Source organism: Kitasatospora sp. NEAU-69 (genome assembly GCF_057158765.1).
In genome coordinates this window covers 60,831-79,788 of sequence record NZ_JBWXUE010000036.1, presented here as the reverse complement: position 1 = coordinate 79,788, position 18,958 = coordinate 60,831, and the positions used below count along the sequence as shown (strand labels likewise).

Annotated in this window: 9 protein-coding genes; 6 read left to right on the top strand and 3 right to left on the bottom strand. The window is 72.9% G+C overall.

The annotated features are described in order from the left end of the window. Positions 1 to 100: 100 nt before the first annotated feature. A complete protein-coding gene (locus AC060L_RS31060) occupies positions 101 to 1,234 on the bottom strand; it encodes a 2-oxoacid:ferredoxin oxidoreductase subunit beta (protein ID WP_483802294.1) in 1,134 nt (377 codons plus the stop codon). Next, positions 1,227 to 3,146: a 2-oxoacid:acceptor oxidoreductase subunit alpha gene (locus tag AC060L_RS31055; protein ID WP_483802293.1), complete on the bottom strand. Its 1,920-nt coding sequence runs from the start codon at positions 3,144 to 3,146 to the stop codon at positions 1,227 to 1,229. Before AC060L_RS31055 ends, AC060L_RS31060 begins: the two co-directional genes overlap by 8 nt. Before the next feature lie 231 nt (positions 3,147 to 3,377). On the opposite strand from AC060L_RS31055, the gene AC060L_RS31050 reads away from it, so the two are divergent. Both AC060L_RS31050 and AC060L_RS31045 read left to right on the top strand, forming a co-directional pair. Beyond that, complete coding sequence (locus tag AC060L_RS31050; protein WP_483802292.1) at positions 3,378 to 3,656, top strand: phosphopantetheine-binding protein; 279 nt, start codon at positions 3,378 to 3,380, stop codon at positions 3,654 to 3,656. A gap of 35 nt (positions 3,657 to 3,691) precedes the next feature. Next, the gene (locus AC060L_RS31045; protein WP_483802291.1) at positions 3,692 to 5,035 is read left to right on the top strand and encodes an NAD(P)/FAD-dependent oxidoreductase; all 1,344 of its coding nucleotides are present in this window, start codon (positions 3,692 to 3,694) and stop codon (positions 5,033 to 5,035) included. A 203-nt stretch (positions 5,036 to 5,238) separates the two neighbouring features. On the opposite strand, the gene AC060L_RS31040 is transcribed toward AC060L_RS31045, so the two are convergent. After that, on the bottom strand, positions 5,239 to 6,951 hold the full coding sequence (locus AC060L_RS31040) for an alpha/beta fold hydrolase (RefSeq protein WP_483802290.1): 1,713 nt from the start codon (positions 6,949 to 6,951) through the stop codon (positions 5,239 to 5,241). A gap of 106 nt (positions 6,952 to 7,057) precedes the next feature. Between AC060L_RS31040 and AC060L_RS31035 the strand changes: the two genes are divergently transcribed. From AC060L_RS31035 to AC060L_RS31020, 4 genes are all read left to right on the top strand, one after another. Further along, on the top strand, positions 7,058 to 15,637 hold the full coding sequence (locus AC060L_RS31035) for a type I polyketide synthase (RefSeq protein WP_483802289.1): 8,580 nt from the start codon (positions 7,058 to 7,060) through the stop codon (positions 15,635 to 15,637). Between the two features lie 107 nt (positions 15,638 to 15,744). Continuing rightward, positions 15,745 to 16,884 carry an acyl-CoA dehydrogenase family protein gene (locus AC060L_RS31030; RefSeq protein ID WP_483802288.1) on the top strand — a complete coding sequence of 380 codons (1,140 nt, stop codon included), beginning with the start codon at positions 15,745 to 15,747 and terminating at the stop codon, positions 16,882 to 16,884. Next, the gene (locus AC060L_RS31025; RefSeq protein WP_483802287.1) at positions 16,881 to 18,356 is read left to right on the top strand and encodes an amino acid adenylation domain-containing protein; all 1,476 of its coding nucleotides are present in this window, start codon (positions 16,881 to 16,883) and stop codon (positions 18,354 to 18,356) included. Before AC060L_RS31030 ends, AC060L_RS31025 begins: the two co-directional genes overlap by 4 nt. Further along, complete coding sequence (locus tag AC060L_RS31020) at positions 18,353 to 18,874, top strand: flavin reductase family protein (RefSeq protein ID WP_483802286.1); 522 nt, start codon at positions 18,353 to 18,355, stop codon at positions 18,872 to 18,874. Before AC060L_RS31025 ends, AC060L_RS31020 begins: the two co-directional genes overlap by 4 nt. The last annotated feature ends 84 nt before the right edge of the window (positions 18,875 to 18,958 follow it).

The window sequence follows — 18,958 nt, the reverse complement described above, 5'->3', positions numbered from 1 at the left end:
CCCGGTCCGGAACAGCCAGGGCCTTTCGTTTCCAGGTTCGCGCGAGCGGCCCGGCCCCCGGGACAGGCCGGGAGTCGGGCCGCTCGCGGGTGCCGGTCGGTCAGTTGGGACTCGCGGCGATGATCCAGCTGTCGCCTCCGGCGAGCAGGGTGGTGAGGTCGCCGGGGCCGCGTTGTTCGGTGGCGGTGGCGAGTTGCTCGGCCATCAGCGTGTCGTAGACCGGGCGCTGGATGTCGCGCAGCACGCCGATGGGGGTGTGGTGGAGGGTGTCGGCGTCGGCGAGGCGGGAGAGTGCGAAGGCGGTGACGGGGCTGGCCGCGTGCGCGTCGTGGACGAGCACCTCGGCCTCGTTGGCCGGTGTGACGGTGTCGGTGCGCAGTTCGCCGGTGGCCCGGTCGCGGAAGACGCCCTGGTCGGCGAAGCGGATCGGCCGTCCGTGTTCGAGCCGGATCAGCGCCTGGTCGGCGGTGGCCGGTTCCTTGAGGACGTCGAAGGCGCCGTCGTTGAAGATGTTGCAGTTCTGGTAGATCTCCACCAGGGCGGTGCCCTCGTGCTCGGCGGCCGCGCGCAGGACCGAGGTGAGGTGCTTGCGGTCGGAGTCGATGGTGCGGGCCACGAAGGTGGCCTCGGCGCCGATCGCGAGGGAGACCGGGTTGAACGGCGCGTCCAGCGAGCCCATCGGGGTGGATTTGGTGATCTTGCCGCGTTCGCTGGTCGGTGAGTACTGGCCCTTGGTGAGGCCGTAGATCCGGTTGTTGAAGAGCAGGATCTTCAGGTTGACGTTGCGGCGCAGCGCGTGGATCAGGTGGTTGCCGCCGATCGAGAGGGCGTCGCCGTCGCCGGTGACGACCCAGACGCTCAGGTCCTGGCGGGAGGCGGCCAGGCCGGTGGCGATCGCCGGTGCCCGGCCGTGGATCGAGTGCATCCCGTAGGTGTTGAGGTAGTACGGGAACCGCGAGGAGCAGCCGATCCCGGAGACGAAGACGGTGTTCTCCCGCCGGATGCCCAGCTCCGGCATGAACGACTGGACCGCCGCGAGGATCGCGTAGTCCCCGCAGCCGGGGCACCAGCGCACCTCCTGGTCCGACTTGAAGTCCTTCGCCGTGAGCGGTGTCTCGGCTCGTGGCACGAGCGGCAGCAGCGGCCGTCCGGTCGCCGTGGCCGTGGCCGTGGCCGTGGCCGTGGCCGTGGCCGTCGCTGTCGCGCCGGCCGGCTGGTCGGGTGTCTCAGGCATGTGCGCTCTCCTCCTGGCTCGACCCGCGGCCGGCGCTCTGGTCGAACTGCTGGATCGCCTCGGCGAGTTCGGCGGTCTGGAACGGCAGGCCGCGGACCTGGGTCAACGGGTGCGCGTCCACCAGGTACTTGGCGCGCAGCAGCATCGACAGCTGCCCGAGGTTCATCTCGGGCACCATGACGTTCTGGTAACTGCGCAGCACCGCACCGAGATTGGCGGGGAACGGGTTGAGGTGGCGCAGGTGCGCCTGGGCCACCCGGCCGCCCTGGCCGCGCACCCGGCGCACCGCCTCGGTGATCGGTCCGTACGTCGAGCCCCAGCCGATCACCAGCGTCCGGGCCCGGCCGTCCGGGTCGTCCACCACCAGGTCGGGCACCTCGATGCCGTCGATCTTGGCCTGGCGGGTGCGGACCATGTGGTCGTGGTTGGCCGGGTCGTAGGAGATGTTGCCGGTGCCGTCCTGCTTCTCGATGCCGCCGATCCGGTGCTCCAGACCGGCCGTGCCGGGCACCGCCCACGGGCGAGCCAGCGTCTGCGGATCGCGCTTGTACGGCCAGAAGACCTCGACGCCGTCCTCGGTGGTGTGGTTGGGCCCGGTGGCGAACGGCACCCGCAGGTCGGGCAGCGTGTCCACGTCCGGGATCCGCCAGGGCTCCGAGCCGTTGGCCAGGTAGCCGTCCGAGAGCAGGAAGACCGGGGTGCGGTAGGTCAGCGCGATCCGCGCCGCCTCCAGCGCGGCCGAGAAGCAGTCGGCGGGTGTGGCCGGGGCGACCACCGGGACCGGCGCCTCGCCGTTGCGGCCGAACATCGCCTGCAGCAGGTCGGCCTGCTCGGTCTTGGTCGGCAGCCCGGTGGACGGGCCGCCGCGCTGGATGTTGACCACCAGCAGCGGCAGTTCGAGCGAGACGGCGAGGCCGATCGCCTCCGACTTGAGCGCCACACCCGGGCCGGAGGTGGTGGTGACGCCGAGCGAGCCGCCGAAGGCCGCACCGAGCGCGGCGCCGATCCCGGCGATCTCGTCCTCGGCCTGGAAGGTCCGCACGCCGAAGTTCTTGTGCTTGGAGAGCTCGTGCAGGATGTCCGAGGCCGGCGTGATCGGATAGGTGCCGAGGAAGAGCGGCAGCTCGGAGCGCTGACCGGCCGCGACCAGGCCGTAGGAGAGCGCGAGGTTGCCGGAGATGTTGCGGTAACGGCCGTCCGGCAGCTTGGCCGGGGGGATCTCGTAGCAGACCGCGAACTCCTCGGTGGTCTCACCGAAGTTCCAGCCGGCGCGCAGCGCGGTGATGTTGGCCTGCGCGATGGCCGGCTTGGCGGCGAACTTCTGCGCCAGGAAGCGCTCGGTTCCCTCGGTCGGGCGGTGGTACATCCAGCAGAGCAGGCCGAGCGAGAACATGTTCCTGGCCCGCGCGGCGTCCTTGCGGGCCAGGCCGGAGTCGGCCAGCGCCGCGACGGTCAGGGTGGTCAGCGGGATCCTGTGCAGCTTGTACGCATCGAGCGAGCCGTCGGTCAGCGGGTCGGTGGCGTAGCCCACCTTGGCGAGCGCTCGGGTGGTGAATTCGTCGGAGTCGACGATGATTTCCGCGCCGAACGGCACGTCCGCCAGGTTGGCCTTCAGCGCAGCGGGGTTCATCGCGACCAGCACCCGGGGCGCATCGCCCGGGGTGTGGATGTCGTGGTCGGCGAAGTGCAGCTGGAAACTGGAGACGCCCGGCAGCGTGCCGGCGGGTGCCCGGATCTCGGCCGGGAAGTTCGGCAGCGTGGACAGGTCGTTGCCGAGGGACGCGCTCTCCGACGTCAACCGGTCGCCGGTGAGCTGCATCCCGTCCCCGGAGTCTCCGGCGAGCCGGATCACCACGCGGTCCAGGGTCTCCACCCTGGTGGTCGGGGTGGCGCCCGTTGCCGGGGCGGGCAAGGGCGGGGGCGTTGCTTCGCTGGTTCCTACCACTGCTTCTAGCACGGGGAGGTCCTCCTCAACGCGGCTTGTTCGGGCAGCGTACCGCTCAACACTCGATGAGTTCAACGTTCCAAGGTACGTCCCTTGGCGTCTCAAGTCATCGAATGTAGAGTTCATCGGACGTAGGATCGAGGCACCCTTTCGGAGGCGGCCGCCCGGCTGCCCGGATCGATCCCAGGAGGGACAGCAATGACTGCACTGCCGATCAAGGCCGAGGTTCAGAGCAAGATCGCGGAGTACGTTGGCCGGGAGTTCCTCGGCGAGCTGGAGGGCGACGGCGCCTCCGACCTCCAGGCGAACACTCCGCTGCTCCAGCTGGGGATCCTGAACTCGCAGAACACCGGCCGCCTGCTCGCCTACATCGACGAGGAGTTCGGCGTCTCGGTGCCGCCCACCGAGATCACCGGCAAGCACTTCCAGGACCTGGACAGCATCGCGGCGCTGGTTTCCTCGCTGCCCGCCGCCTGAGCCCCCACCCTCCACGAGAGAGTCAGGAGATCGACATGGAAGCAGACTTCGACATCGCCGTCATCGGTGGCGGCCCCGCCGGTTCCACCATGGCCTCGTACCTTTCGAAGGCCGGACTGAAGGTCGTGGTCTTCGAGGCCGCGACCTTCCCCCGGGAACACGTCGGCGAGTCACTGGTGCCGGCCACCACCCCGGTGCTGCTGGAGACCGGCGCGATGGACGCCGTCGAGGCCGCCGGCTTCCCGAAGAAGTACGGCGCGGCCTGGACCTCGGCCGAGACCCGCAAGATCGACCAGATGGGCTTCGGCGGTACCGCCCACGACTTCCGCAGCGCGGAGGTGCTCTTCAAGGAGCGCGACCAGGCGGGCGTCGACCGGGACTACACGTTCCACGTGGACCGGTCGAAGTTCGACCAGATCCTGCTGAAGAACGCCGAGGACCTCGGCGCCACGGTCTACCAGGGCGTGCGCGTCCAGAAGGTCGACTTCGACGGCGAGATCCCGGTCGTCTACGCGAAGATCGGCAGCAGCCAGGTCGGCGTCCCGGTCAAGATGGTGGTCGACGCGAGCGGTCGCCGCACGATGCTCGGCAACCAGCTCAAGGTCAAGGTCAACGACCCGGTATTCAACCAGTACGCGATCCACACCTGGTTCGACAACTTCGACCGGAAGGCGCTGGCTCCCAACAAGGAGCAGGCGGACTACATCTTCATCCACTTCCTGCCGATCACCGACACCTGGGTGTGGCAGATCCCGATCACCGACACCATCACCTCGGTCGGTGTGGTCACCCAGAAGAAGCGGTTCCAGGCCGCCGGCGAGAACCGCGAGGACTTCTTCTGGGAGACCGTGGGCAGCCGTCCGGAGCTGCTCGACGCGCTGAAGAACTCGGACCAGGTCAAGCCGTTCAAGACCGAGGGCGACTACAGCTACGGCATGACCCAGGTCGCCGGCGACAACTTCGTGCTGGTCGGCGACGCCGCCCGGTTCGTGGACCCGATCTTCTCCAGCGGCGTCAGCGTCGCGCTGAACAGCGCGCGGATCGCGGCGAAGGACATCATCGCCGCGGCCGAGGCGGGCGACTTCAAGAAGGCGCGGTTCGCCGCGTACGAGGAGAAGCTGCGCCGCGGGGTGAACAACTGGTACGAGTTCATCTCGATCTACTACCGCCTCAACATCCTCTTCACCGCGTTCGTCCAGGACCCGCGGTACCGTCTCGACGTCCTCAAGATGCTCCAGGGCGACGTCTACGACGACGAGGAGCCGAAGGCGCTCGCGGCCATGCGCGAGGTGGTCAAGGCCGTCGAGAACGACCCCGACCACCTGTGGCGGCCGTTCCTCGGCGAGCTGAGCGCGCCGACCGCCAAGGCCAGTTTCTGACGCACTGACGCACTGGCGCATCCGCCGAGGCCGCCGTCCCGATCCGGGGCGGCGGCCTCGACGCGTACGTACGGGAACGCGTACGCGTACGCGGCCTCGACGCGTACGCGTACGGGAGCGGGGGGCGGGCCGGGCAACGACTGAGCGGCTGACCGGTCCCGCCCGGTCAGCCGCTCAATGACGACAGTGCTCGCAGCGCCCGCTCAGCCGGCCAGCGGCAGCGCGTCCCAGTCCGGGCCGCCCCGCAGCGCGGCGGCTCCGGCGCTCAGCCGGCCGGCCACCACCTTGGTGAACTCCGGTTCCTGCAGGAAGAAGTGCCCGCCCTTGACGAAGATCAGACCACAGGTCGAGGTCGTCTCCCGCTGCCAGGCCAGCAGGCCCAGCTCGCTCGTCATGGTGTCCTGCCGGCCCGCGAAGGCGATCACGGGGCAGGACAGCGGCTGACCGGGCTCCTTGGTGTAGAGCTCGGCGAGCCGCAGGTCGGTGCGGAGCACCGGCAGGAACATCTGCAGCAGCTCCGGGTGCTGCAGCAGCTTGTCCGGCATCCCGCCCAGGTGGCGCAGCGCGCCGATGAACTGGTCGTCGGGCAGCTCGTGGATCGGCGGGTGCGAAAGCCCGCCCTCGGGCCCGTTGCGGCCCGCCGTGACCAGCATGGCCGCGACGTGCCCGCGCTGTTCCAGCACCCGGGCGACCTCGAAGGCCAGCACCGAGCCGAGACTGTGCCCGAACAACGCGAAGGGACCATCGATCTGGCGATCGATGGTCTCGGTGAGGTCCGCCACGAGCGTGTGCAGGTCGCCGATCAGCGGTTCCCGCAACCGGGTGCCGTGGCCCGGCAGGTCGACCGGGACGACTTGGACGAACGGTGGCAACCAGCTCGACCAGGGGTGGAAGTGGAGCGTGTTGCCGCCGGCGTGTGGCAGGCAGAACAGCTTGAGCCGCCGGGTGCCCGGCTCGGTCGGGCCCGGTGGTGCCGAGCGCTTGGTTTCGTTGATGTCGTACACGCGGGTTCCTCCTCCTGCGGTGAGGGCCGATCGCCCACCGGTTCCGGTCCCCACGACGAGGACCGGTCGCCCGCGGGGCGGCGGTGGCTCCGGGAGCGGCTCGGGGTCGGCCGCGAGCAGCAGCTCGCGGATCGTCGTCCGGTGCTGGACGAGCGATATCTCCGGTGTCGAGACCGCGACGGCGCCCACATAGCCGTCCTGCGCGGGCAGGTCGTGTAGTGACCAGTGGGAGAACGGTCCGGCGTCCGGGGGCAGTTCCAGCACCCGGACGGGTGCGGCGGGCTCGGGCGACAGCAGCGTCGCGACGGCCCGCAGGTCGCCGCCCAGCCCGGTGCCGAGTGCCTTGAGCACGGCCTCCTTACGGGTCCATGCCCGGAACAGGGCCCGGTCGCGGCCGGCCGGCGGAGAGCAACTCCATTGTTGCCGCTCCGATTCGGACATGATGGTGCGCGCCATCGCGTCGCGGTCCGGCAGGCTCTTGACCGCCTCGATGTCCACACCGATGAATCCGGCGGTGGTCAGTGCGATGGCCGCGAGCGTGCCGGCGTGCGTGAGGCTGACCTGGACGCCGCCGCCCGGCTCCTGTTCCGGGGCCGGGCGCAGATCGCCCGGGGCGCCCCAGGCGGTCAGGGCCGGTTTCCCGTTCCAGCCGCTGCCCAGTTCGGGCAGCGGTGCCAGGCCGGTGGTCGCACAGGCGGTCAGTACGCGCAGCGCGGCGTGTGCGCAGATGCTGCGGCGCCGGTGCGGCTGAACCAGCCGGCCGAGCCGCTCCTGTTCGTCAGGCGGCAGCTGACGCAGTGCCAGATCAATTGCCGACTCGTCATCAACTTCCACGAGCCAGACGTGCACTTCGGGGCCGAAGACCGCCCTGCCGCTGCGCTCTTCGAGGCCGCTCGGATTGTCGTTGACCATGTTACTCATCATACGTAGACTTCATCAAACCGAGAACTCATCAAGTGGGGATAGTGCCGATCTCGTCGGACGCGCTCGGATGCGCTCCGGCAAGGAGGAGTGAGCGGTGTCGAACGACCGAGTAGATCCGACAGCCGGATCAGCCGGACCGCAGCAGGGGGCAACCACGGCCGACATCGCCATCGTGGGCGTCGGCTGCCGGCTACCCGGAGGCGTTCAGAACCTGGACGCGCTGTGGCAAGTCCTGCTGGACGGGCGCAATGTCACCACCGACGTGCCAACGGACCGCTGGGGGCCCGAGTTCCACAACCCCGATCCGCGCCACCCGGGCACCACGTACTGCCCGAAGGGCGCGTTCATCGACGACGTGGACGCCTTCGACGCCAAGTTCTTCGGCATCGCGCCACGCGAGGCCGAGGAGGTGGACCCGCAGCAGCGGCTGCTGCTGGAGACCGCCTGGGCGGCGATGGAGAACAGCGGGATCCCGCGCGAGAGCTGGGAGGGCAGCCGGACCGGCGTCTTCACCGGGGTGCTCGGCATGGACTACACGCTGCTCCACTCCAAGACCTCCGGCGTCGAGAAGATCAGCCCGTACTACGCCAGCGGCAAGGAGTTCAGCTTCGGCGCCGGCCGGATCGCGTACACCTTCGGCCTGCACGGGCCGGTCGTGATGCTCAACACGGCCTGCTCCTCCTCCCTGATGGCGGTGCACCTCGCCTCCCAGGCCCTGCGCAACGGCGAGTGCGACGCGGCGCTGGCCGGCGGCGTCAACCTGATGCTGGTGCCCGAGCTGAGCGTCTTCATGAGCAAGATCCAGGCGCTGTCACCGACCGGCGTCTGCCGCCCGTTCGACGCCTCCGCCGACGGCGTGGTCCGCGGCGAGGGCTGCGCCGTCGTCGTGCTCAAGCGCTATGCGGACGCCGTCGCCGACGGTGACCGGATCTGGGCCGTGGTCAAGGGCAGTGCGACCAACCACGACGGGCGCAGCGCCGGCCTCACCGCGCCGAACGCGGCGGCACAGGAGATGCTGCTGCGCAGCGCGCTGCGCAGCGCCGGCCTGACCGCCGACCAGCTGGACTACGTCGAGGCGCACGCGACCGGCACCCCGCTCGGCGACCCGCTCGAGGTGTCCGCGCTGATCGCGGCGCTCGGCTCGGCCCGCAGCTTCGGCCATCCGCTCTACGTCGGCTCGCACAAGGCCAACTTCGGCCACCTGGACTCGGCGGCCGGCCTGCTCGGCCTGCTGAAGGCGATGCTGGTGGCCAGACACGCTCTGGTGCCGCCACAGATCGGCGTGCAGCAGCTCAGCCGCCGGATCGACTGGGCCTCCTCCGGCCTCCAGGTCGCCACCGAGCCGACGCCGCTGACCGGGTCCGGGCAGCGGTACGTCGGCGTCAGCGCGTTCGGGCTCTCCGGCAGCAACGTGCACGTCGTGCTCGCTTCGCCGCCCGAGGCCGTCGAGGTCGTCGAGGTCGCCCCCGCCGCGGCGCCGGACCCGGTGCCGGTACTCGTCGTCTCCGGCCCGACGCCGACCGCGCTCGCCGCGCAGGTGGCCGCCTACCGGGACCGGCTGCGCACCAGCGAACCCGGCGAACTCGCCGACCTGCTGCACAGCGCCTCGGCCCGGCGCACCCACCACGACTACCGGCTCGCCGTCGTCGGCCGCTCCGGCGGTGAGCTGGCCGATGCGCTGGACGCCGGCCTGGCCGACCGGCTCGCCGGCGCCGGTGACGTGCTGAGCAGCCGGCCGCCGCAGGTCGTGCACGTCTTCTCCGGTCAGGGCTCGCAGTGGCCCGGCATGGGGCTCGACCTCTACCGCGACGAACCGGTCGTGCGTGAGGTACTTGACGAAGTAGACGCCTACACCCAGGAGTTCGGCGGCTGGTCGGTGCTGGAGGAGATCGGCCGCAGCGAGAGCAGCCGGCTGCCCCAGACCGAGTTCGCCCAGCCGGCGGTCTTCGCGATCCAGGTCGCGCTGACCCGGCTCTGGTCGTCCTGGGGAGTCGCGCCGGACGCCGTGGTCGGCCACAGCATGGGCGAGATCGCGGCGGCCTGCGCGGCCGGCGCGCTGACCCTGCGGGACGCGACCCGGCTGATCGTGCACCGCGGCCGGATCATGCAGGCGGCGACCGGCACCGGCCGGATGACCGCCGTCGAGCTGCCCGCCGAGCAGGTGCAGGCCGCGCTCGAACCGTTCGGCGGCCGGCTCGTCGTCGCGACCGTGAACGGCCCGCACTCGGTCGTCATCGCCGGACCGGCCGACCTGATGGACCAGGCCGTCGCCCAGCTCAAGGCCGACGGCGCGAAATGCCTGCCGCTCGGCGTCGACTACGCCTTCCACAGCCCCGTGATGCGCGAGTACGGCGACCAGCTCGAAGCGCTGCTCGGCGATCTCGCACCGGCCGAGCCGACCGTCACGATGCTCTCCAGCGTGGACCCGCAGGCCGACCGGCCGGTGCTGGACGCCGGCTACTGGGGGCGCAACATCCGGGAGGCGGTGCTGTTCTGGCCCGCCGTGGACCGGCTGCTCACCGACCGGGACGCGGTCTTCGTGGAGATCGGCGCGCATCCGGTGCTCTCCCGCCCGCTGCAGTCCGCGCTCGCCCACCGCGAGCGGACCGGACCGGCGATCTCCTCGCTCGCCCGCGGCAAGACCGCGCGCAACACGCTCGCCGGCGGCCTGGCCGCGCTCTACCCGACCGGCGTGCGGGTGAACTGGGAGGCGGTGCACGGCCGGGACCACCGCTACCTCGAACTGCCCCCGCTGCAACTGGAGCGCCGGCACTACTGGCTGCCCGGCGTGGAGCGCGGCAACCAGGGCGGCGCGCAGCTCGCGGCCGACCGGCTGCGGGCCGAGGTCCGGCTCTTCGACCAGGACGGACGCCTGGTGGCCACCATGGGCGGGACGGCCGAGGCGGCCGAGCCCGCCGCCGCTGCCGCACCCGCACCGGTCGCGGTCGTGGCTGCGCCGGTGGTCGCCGCGCCGGCGGCCGCCTTCAATCCCGCACCCGTCCCCGTCCCCGCGCCCGCACCCGTCCCCGCACCGGTCGCGGTGCCCGCAGCGGCGACGGACGCGGCGCCGGCGCCCGAGAGCGTGGCCGCCGCCGCCCGCTCGGCACGCAAGGGCCGGACCCAGCTCGCCGCCAAGGTGAGCGCGATCGTCTCGGAACTCCTCGGGTACGAAGCCGATCGGCGGATTTCCCGGGTTCGGGGCTTCTACGAACTCGGCCTCGACTCCTTCAGCCTGATCGAGTTGATCCGCCGGCTCCAGGAGGAGTTCGGGGTCGAACTCGCGATGAGTGCCGCGATCGAATTCCCCACCATCGATCAGCTCACGGACCATCTGGCCGCCGTCATGGTGGATCAGGTCTTCACCCGCCCGCAGGCCGAGCGCGCCGAGCCGACGGCCGAGGTGGCTCCGGAGGCTGTGGCGACCCCCGCCGCGCCTGCGCCCACCCCCGCGGCCGCTGCGGCGCCCGCCGCCGCGCAGCCCGTACCGGCTCCCGCACCGCCTGCCGCGCCGCCTGCCGCCGTTCCGGTCCCCGCCCCCGCTGCTGCCGCCACCACCCCCGCCCCGTGGCAGGCCGACGGCGCCGCCGAGCCGATCGCCATCGTCGGGATGGGCTGCCGCCTGCCCGGCGCCAACGGACTGGACGAGTTCTGGGCGCTGCTCTCCGGCGCCGTCGACGCGACCGGCGACATCCCCGCCGACCGCTGGGACGCCGCCGCACTGCTCGCACAGAACGGCGAGAGCGCCCCCGGCACCTCGGCGACCAAGCGCGGCGCGTTCATGGCCGGCGTGGACCAGTTCGACAACTCCTTCTTCCGGGTGTCCGCCCGCGAGGCCCGCAGCATGGACCCGCAGCAGCGCACCTTCCTCGAGGTCGCCTGGGAGGCCCTGGAGGACGCCGGCCAGAGCGTCGAGGCACTCCAGGCGGACCACACCGGCCTGTTCGTCGGCCTGAACACCACCGACTACCAGCAACTGGTCACCCGTCAGCTGGAGAACATCGACCTCTACTACGGCACCGGCAACTCCTTCTCCGGCACCGCCGGCCGGATGTCGTACTTCCTCGGCGTGCGCGGCCCGAGCCTCGCCGTCGACACCGCCTGCTCGTCCTCCCTGGTGGCCGTGCACCTCGCCTGCCAGAGCCTGCGGGCCGGCGAGTGCGGGGTGGCGATCGCGGGCGGCACGAACGTGATCGCCACGCCGACCGTCTACCTGGCCATGTCGGCCGGCGGCGCGCTCGCCGAGGACGGCCGCTGCAAGACCTTCGCCGACGACGCCGACGGCTACGGCCGCGGCGAGGGCGCCGGCGCCCTCGTGCTCAAGACGCTCTCCCGCGCGATCGCCGACGGCGACCGCATCCACGCCGTGATCCGCGGCAGCGCCGTCAACCACAACGGCGCGAGCGGCGGCCTGACCGTCCCCGGCGGCGAGGCGCAGGAGGAGGTGATCCGGGACGCACTGGCGCAGGGCGCGCTGCCCGCTACGGCGGTCGACTACGTCGAGGCGCACGGCACCGGCACGATCCTCGGGGACGCCGTCGAACTGCGCTCGCTGGACCGGGCACTGGGCGCCGGCCGCCCGGCCGACCAGCCGCTGCTGGTCGGCTCGGTGAAGACCAACATCGGTCACCTGGAGGCCGCCGCGGGCGTGGCCGGCCTGATCAAGACCGTGCTCGCGATGCGGCACGAACGGATCCCGGCCCACCTGCACTTCACCGAGCCGACCCACCAGATCGACTGGAACCGGCTGAACCTGCGGGTCACCGCCGCGGGCGCCCCCTGGCCGGCCGCGACCGGCGAGCGCCCCCGCACGGCAGGCGTCAGCGCCTTCGGCTTCACCGGCACCAACGCGCACGTGGTGCTCGCCGAGCCGCCGGTGCCGCCCGCGCCCGCCGGACCGGTCGAGGGCACCCGCCCGTTCGCCCTCGCCCTCTCCGCCTCCTCCGAGGCCGCGCTCGCCGAGGCGGCCGTCCGGATGCGCGAGCACCTGAGCACGGTGCAGGAAGTCGATCTGGCCGACGTCTGCTTCTCGGCAGGCGCCCGCCGCAGCCACCTCCAGCACCGCCTGGCGGTGGTCGGCAACACCCGCGCCGAGCTGATCGAGCGCCTGGCGGCGAGCCAGGGCGAAGGAACCCGCACCGGCAGCGCCCGAGTCGGCGAACCCGCCCGCTTCGCGCTGGTCTTCGGCGACCAGGTCGCCGCCCTCCCGTGGGCCGTGCTCGACGCCGAGGAGCCGGCCTTCCGGGCCGCACTCGCCGAGCTCGACGCCGCGGCCGAGACGGCGATCGGCCGCCCGGTCCGCAGCACCCTGCTGGAGAGCGGCACCGCCGACCCGGTCGCCCTCACCTCGGCCCAGCTGGCGCTCACCGCGCTCTGGCGCGACCACGGCCTGGAGCCCGACGCCGTGGTCGGCCGCGGCGCCGGCGAGATCGCCGCCGCACACGCGGCCGGCGCGCTCAGCCTGCCCGACGCGCTGCGCGCCGCGGCCGGCGTGCGCGGGGTCACCCTCGGCGCCGACTCCGAACTCCCGCTGCACCTGGCCTCGCTGGCCGAGAAGGCAGACCAGGGCGAGCACGGCGGCGAACTCGCTGACTGGACCCGCCCGGTCGCCGCGGCCGACCCGGCCTGGCCGGCCGCCGTCGCCGAGGGCCTCGCGGGCGACGACATCGAGACCCTGCTCGACGCCGGCTTCGGCCCGGCCGCCGGCGAACTCGCGGCGGGCGCCGCAGCCGGTCTCGCCGCGATCGTGGTGGAGCCCGCCGCCGGCCGCGCCGCGCTGGTCGAGGCGGCGGCCGCCCTGCACGTCGGCGGCAGCGCGGTGCGCTGGCCGGCGCTGCTGGCCGGTCGCGGCCGCCCGGTCTCGCTGCCGGGCTACCGGTGGCAGCACCGCCGGCGCTGGGTTGATGTCTTGGGGGTGCCGAGCCTGGCACCCGCCGGCGCCGGCGCCGGCGCGCACGCCGAGCTCGGCGAGGCGTTCGTCCCGTATGGCAGCGTCGGCGAGCGGTACTACCCGGTCCGTCTGGCGGCCCGCGCCGACAGCGGGCCGGTCGGCGCCGCGAAGGTCGCCGAGCTGCTGCTCGCCGCCGCCGCGGAGCTGGTCGCCGGTCCGGTGCGGCTGACCGGCTTCGAACTGACCGCACCGCTCACCGACCCGGCCGCGCTGGCCGCCGGCACCGGCGCCCAGTTGATCGCCCGTCAGGACGGCGCCGCCTGGTCGCTGCAGCTGGTCTCCGGCCGGACCCCGGGCGGTGCGCCCGGCCCGGTCGCCACCGCGCGACTCGCCGCGGCCGACGCGGACCGCCCGGCGGCGGTGGACGTCGCCGAGCTGCACTCCCGGCTCGGCACCGCGCTGACCGGCGGCGTCCCCGCGGCCTCCGGCCCGCTCGCCGACACCGCCGGGCCCAACCTCACCGAGCTGTGGCAGCGGGCCGACGGACCGTCGGAGCGGATGGCCACGCTCGCGCTCGGCAGCACCGGCGCCGCCGGCCTGCTGGCGGCCGCCGGCCGACTGCTCGCCTCCACTGCCGAGTGGGGCAGCGGCGAGGCGGTGATCGCGGGCATCGCGCAGATCGAGCTGTTCGAGCCGCCGGCGGGTGACGTGATCCTGCACGCGGAGGACGCCGCGGGCGTCGTCCGGGTACTGGACGCCGAGGGCCGGGTGCTCGCCGAACTCCGCGGCTTCCGGCTGGCGCCCGCCGCCGACCTGATCCCGGACGAGGAGATCCGCAGCCGGACGGCCGAGCGCAGCTACCGGGTCGCCTGGCAGCAGGCCACCGAGCTGCCGGGCGCCACCGGTGAACCGGCCGGCCGCTGGCTGCTCGTCGCCGCCGACCCGAGCGCCGCCGAACAGGCGCAGGCGCTGCGGCAGGCGCTGATCCGAGCCGGCGCGGACGCCGCGGTCGCCGCGACGCCGGACCTCGCCGACACCGCCGCCTGGGGCGGCCTGCTCCGCACCCCCGGCGGCCCGGCCGTCACCGGACTCGTCCTGGTGGGCGCAGCAGCCGGTGACGCGGCAACGGATACCGAGCCCGCGGACGCCGCCCCCGTGGCGGCCCTGCAGGCGGCCCTGACGGCCAGTGGGGCCACCGAGCCGCCCAGGCTCTGGCTGGTCACCCGCGGCGCCCAGGACCCGCTCGGCAGCGCGGCCCCCGACCGGCGGCTCGCCGCCGCCTGGGGCCTCGGCCGGGTGCTCGCGATGGAGGCACCGCAGGCCTGGGGCGGTCTGCTCGACCTGGACCCGGCCGCCGACACCGACGCCACCGCGCAGTACGACGCGGCCGCCGCCCGGCTGCTGGCCGAGCCCGCTCCCGGCAGCGCCGTGGAGGACGAGCTCTGCCTGCGCGGCGGGAGCTGGTACGTTCCTCGCCTGCGCCACGCCGAGCCGCTGCCCAGGGTGCTCCGCCCGCTGAGCTGCCGTGAGGACGCCTGGTACGCCGTGATCGGTGGCCTGGACCCGGCCAACCGGCCGCTGGTCGACTGGCTGGTCTGGCGCGGCCTGCGCAGGCTGCTGCTGGTCGAGGGCGAGCCGGTCACCGGTGACGACGGCGAGGCGGCCGAGCAGGCCGTCGTCCGCCGGGCCGAGCTGCACGCGTTCGGCGTCGAACTTGCCACCGTCCGACTCACCGGTGACGGCGGCGACACCGCCGCCGTGCTGGCCGAGGCGACCGGCGGCGAGCCGATCGCCGGGGTGCTGATCGCCCCGGTCCCGGCGCCGATCGTCCCGCTGTCCGACACCGGCCTGCCGGAGCTGACCCGCCAGCTGGCCGTGGCCGACCTGGCCGCGCGGCTGGAACAGGCCGTCCGAGGCCACCGGCTCGACTTCTGCTACGTGTCGAGCTCGGCCGCCGCGGCCTGGGGCTCGCTCGGCATGGCGGCCCGGGGCGCGCTGGACGGCGCGCTGGCGGCCACCGCCGCCGCCCGCCGCGCGGCCGGCGGGGACGTCACCGTGATCCGCTGGATGCCCCGCTCGGACACCGGCGAGCTGACCCGCCGCGACCAGATGCTGATGGCGGACAGCGGTCTCGACCCGCTGGCGGCGGTCGACGTCGCCGAGGCGGCCGACCTGCTGCTGCGGGCCGGCCGGGCCGAGGCCGACGTGGCCCGGCTCGACGAGGCACGCTACGCCACCGCCTGCCGCAGCCGGTTCGACCGGGCCTTCCTGGCCGAACTGACGGCGACCGGAGGCCGCAGCGGGACCGATGGCGAGACTCCCGAGGCCGCCGCCGACAGCCCGCTCGTCGCGGAACTGCTGGCGCTGGCGCCCGAGTTGCGCGGCGAGCGGATGCTCGACCACGTGCTCGCCCAGGTGATCGAGGTGCTCGACGCCGAGTCCGACGAGGACGTGGACCCGGACCAGGGCTTCTTCGAACTCGGCATGGACTCGGTGATGTCCGTCGCGCTCAAGGCCCAGCTGGACCGGGACCTGGGCGTGGACCTGCCGGCGACGCTGACCTTCGAGTACCCGACCACCCGCGCACTCGCCCGGCACCTGCTCGACGAACTGGCCGCACACGCGGCGGCCCCGGCCGCCGACGAGCCCGCGGCCGCCGCCGACGCAGCCGCCGCCGGCACCGATCCGACCGACGACGGCCTCGACGACCTCTCCGACGACGAGCTGATGGACCGGCTGCTCGCCGGTCTGGCCAGCTCCGAGGAGTTGCTCGGCGAGGAGGGCTGACCGACCCCGCCCGGCCGCCGCCGCTTCCGCGCGGCGGCGGCCGGGCGGACCCACAGCACGGACCGCGAGACCGAACACGGACAAGCCCCACGGACAGGAGGAACCCTGTGGAATTCAGCTGGAGCCCGGAACAGACCGCACGATACGACAGCACCCTGCAGGCGGTGCGCGAGGTACTCGGCGAGGAGGCCCGCACACCCGAGGGCTTCTACAGCCGCAAGGACTGGCTCACGGTCGGTGGCCTCGGCCTGCTCGGCCTGTGCGTGCCCGAGGAGTACGGCGGTTCGGGACTGGGCGCGCTGGACACGTCCCACCAGGTCGAGGCGTTCGGCCGCGGCTGCCCGGACACCGGCCTGGTCTTCGCGGCCAGCGCGCACCTGTTCGCCTGCACCGTGCCGATCATGGCGTTCGGCACCGAGCAGACCAAGCGCCGCCTGCTGCCAGGCCTGTGCTCCGGTGAGCTGATCGCGGGCAACGCGATGACCGAGGCGCAGGCCGGCTCCGACGTCTCCAAACTCTCGGTCACCGCGACCGAGGTGGAGGGCGGCTTCCTGCTCAACGGCGAGAAGACCTTCGTCAGCAACGGCCCGGCCGCCGACGTCTTCGTGACGTACGCGACCACCGACCCGGACGCCGCGTTCCTCGGCGTCACCGGCTTCGTGGTGGAGCGCGACGCCCCGGGCCTGACCGCGGGGGAGCCGTTCGAGAAGCTCGGCCTGCTCTCCTGCCCGGCCGGCGGCGTCCGCTTCGAGGACTGCTTCGTGCCGAACGAGCAGGTGCTCGGCCACCGCGGCGGTGGCGGTGCGATCTTCCAGCACTCGATGGGCTGGGAGCGGGCCTGCCTGTTCGCCGGGTACATCGGGATGCTCGACCGGCTGCTCGAACTCTGCGTCCGGGAGGCGCGCAGCCGCCGTCAGTTCGGCAAGCGGATCGGCGAGTTCCAGTCGGTGGCGAACCGGATCGTGGAGACGAAGCTGCGCGCCGAGAGCGCCCGGCTACTGCTCTACCGCGCCACCTGGGAGATGGACCAGGGGAAGGCCTCCCCGCTGAACGTCGGCCTGTCGAAGCTCGCGGTCTCCGAGGGCGCCCTCGCGTCCGCCCTCGACGCCGTGCAGATCTTCGGCGGCCGCGGCTACCTGCGCGAGAACGGGATCGAGGCGTTCCTGCGCGACGCGGTGCCCGCGACGATCTTCTCGGGCACCAACGACATCCAGCGGCTCATCATCGCGAAGGAGCTGGGACTGTGAGACTCCATCAACTCGTCACCGAGGCGGCCGGGCGCAACCCCGCCGCCCTGGCTGTCGAGGCCGAGGACCTGACCCTCAACTACGGCGAACTCGACGCACTGGCCGACCGGTTCGCCGCCGCGCTGCGCGGGCGCGGCGTCCGGCCCGGTGACCGGGTCGTCATCTGGTGCGGCAAGAGCGCGCTCGCGGTCGCCTTCATGCAGGGCGCGCTGCGGATCGGCGCGGTGTACGTACCGGTCACCGCGACCAATCCGGCCGTCCGGGTCGCCAAGATCGCCGCGGACTGCGCGGCCGTCCAGGTGCTGGTGGACGACGCCGTCACCAAGGGCGGCGACGTCTCGTTCAACGACTTCGGCGACGTTGCCGTGGCCCCGCTCGCCGAGCTGCTGGCGGAGGCCCCGACGGCGAGCCCGCAGGAGCGGTTCGACGGCGGCGCCGACCACCCGGCGTACATCCTCTACACCTCGGGCTCGACCGGTTCCCCCAAGGGCGTCTGCCTGAGCCACCGCAACGCGCTGGCCTTCGTGGACTGGGCGGTCGAGCAGACCGGCGTCGGCCCCGAGGACCGGTTCTCCAGCCACGCGCCGTTCAACTTCGACCTCTCGGTCTTCGACCTGTACGCGGCGTTCCGGGCCGGCGGCTCGGTCCACCTGGTCCCGCCGGAGATGTCGTACGCGCCGGTGCAGCTGGCGCAGTTCATCCGGGACCGGCGGATCTCGGTCTGGTACTCGGTGCCATCCGCGCTGGCGCTGATGATGCGCGAGGGCGGGCTGCTGGACACCGCGCCGCCGCCCGCGCTGCGGGTCTGCGTCTTCGCCGGCGAGCCGTTCCCGATCGCCCAGGTGCAGGCGCTGCGCAAGGCCTGGCCGGACGTGCGGCTGCTCAACTGGTACGGCCCGACCGAGACGAACGTCTGCACCGCCTACGAGGTGACCGACGCCGACCTGGCCCGCACCAGCGCGCTGCCGATCGGCGCCGCCGCGAGCGGCGACACGATCGAGCTCGACCCGCCCGGCGAGGAGGGCGAGATCGTGGTCAGCGGGCCGACCGTGATGCTCGGTTACTGGGGCCGCGAGCCGCACACCGGCTCGTACCGGACCGGGGACATCGGCCGGATCGGCGAGGACGGGCAGCTGGAGTACGTCGGCCGGATCGACCACATGGTCAAGATCCGCGGCAACCGGATCGAGCTCGGCGAGATCGAGTCCGCGATCGGCGCCCACCCGGCGGTGGCCGCGGCCGCGGTCGTGGTGGTGGGCAGCGGACTCGAGGCGCGGCTGCACGCGGTCGTCGTACCGGCCGAGGACGCCCGGCCCAAGCTGCTCGACCTGAAGCTCTTCTGCGCCCGGCGGCTACCGACCTACATGCTGCCCGACGCCCTCCACGTGGTGGAGACGCTGCCGTTGACGGCGAACGGCAAGACGGACCGTTCCGCTCTGCTGGCACTCACCGAGAGGGGCAACACCAGATGATCAAGACACCGCTCAAGGGCGTGGGCTTCGAGGAGTTCCGCGCCATCATGGGCTCGTTCGCGAGCGGGGTCACCGTGGTGACCGCCGTCGCCGACGACGGCCTGCCGCACGGGCTGACCTGCTCGGCAGTCTGCAGCGTGTCGGCCGACCCGCCGCTGCTGCTCTCCTGCGTCAAGACGCCGAGCGTCACGCTGGACGCGATCCGGCAGACGGGCGCCTTCGCCGTCAACTTCCTGGACGACGACGCGCGGGAGGTCTCGGACCTGTTCGCCAGCCGTAATCCGGACAAGTTCGGCGGAGTCGGCTGGCAGCGCGGCCCGGTGGCCGGCCTGCCGGTGCTCGACCGCACGGTCGCGCACGCCGAGTGCGAGGTGCACGAGCTGATCGACGCGGGCGACCACGCGATCATGCTCGGCCGGATCGTCGGCGGCTCGGTGGAGACCGGCGGGCAACCGCTGGCCTACTGGCGCGGCGGGTACGTGAGGCTGTTCCGGATGAGCTCCTGGACCCGGAACTGACACCACTCCTGGGCCGGACCGCGAGGAGAACTCGCGGCCCGGCCCCGGCCCCGCACCATGCGTCCGGACCCGGAACCGCCCGAA

Coding starts and splice junctions, on each gene's coding strand:
- AC060L_RS31060 (WP_483802294.1), bottom strand. CDS start 1,234: ATGCCTGAGACACCCGACCAGCCGGCCGGCGCGACAGCGACGGCCACG.
- AC060L_RS31050 (WP_483802292.1), top strand. CDS start 3,378: ATGACTGCACTGCCGATCAAGGCCGAGGTTCAGAGCAAGATCGCGGAG.
- AC060L_RS31045 (WP_483802291.1), top strand. CDS start 3,692: ATGGAAGCAGACTTCGACATCGCCGTCATCGGTGGCGGCCCCGCCGGT.
- AC060L_RS31040 (WP_483802290.1), bottom strand. CDS start 6,951: ATGGTCAACGACAATCCGAGCGGCCTCGAAGAGCGCAGCGGCAGGGCG.
- AC060L_RS31020 (WP_483802286.1), top strand. CDS start 18,353: ATGATCAAGACACCGCTCAAGGGCGTGGGCTTCGAGGAGTTCCGCGCC.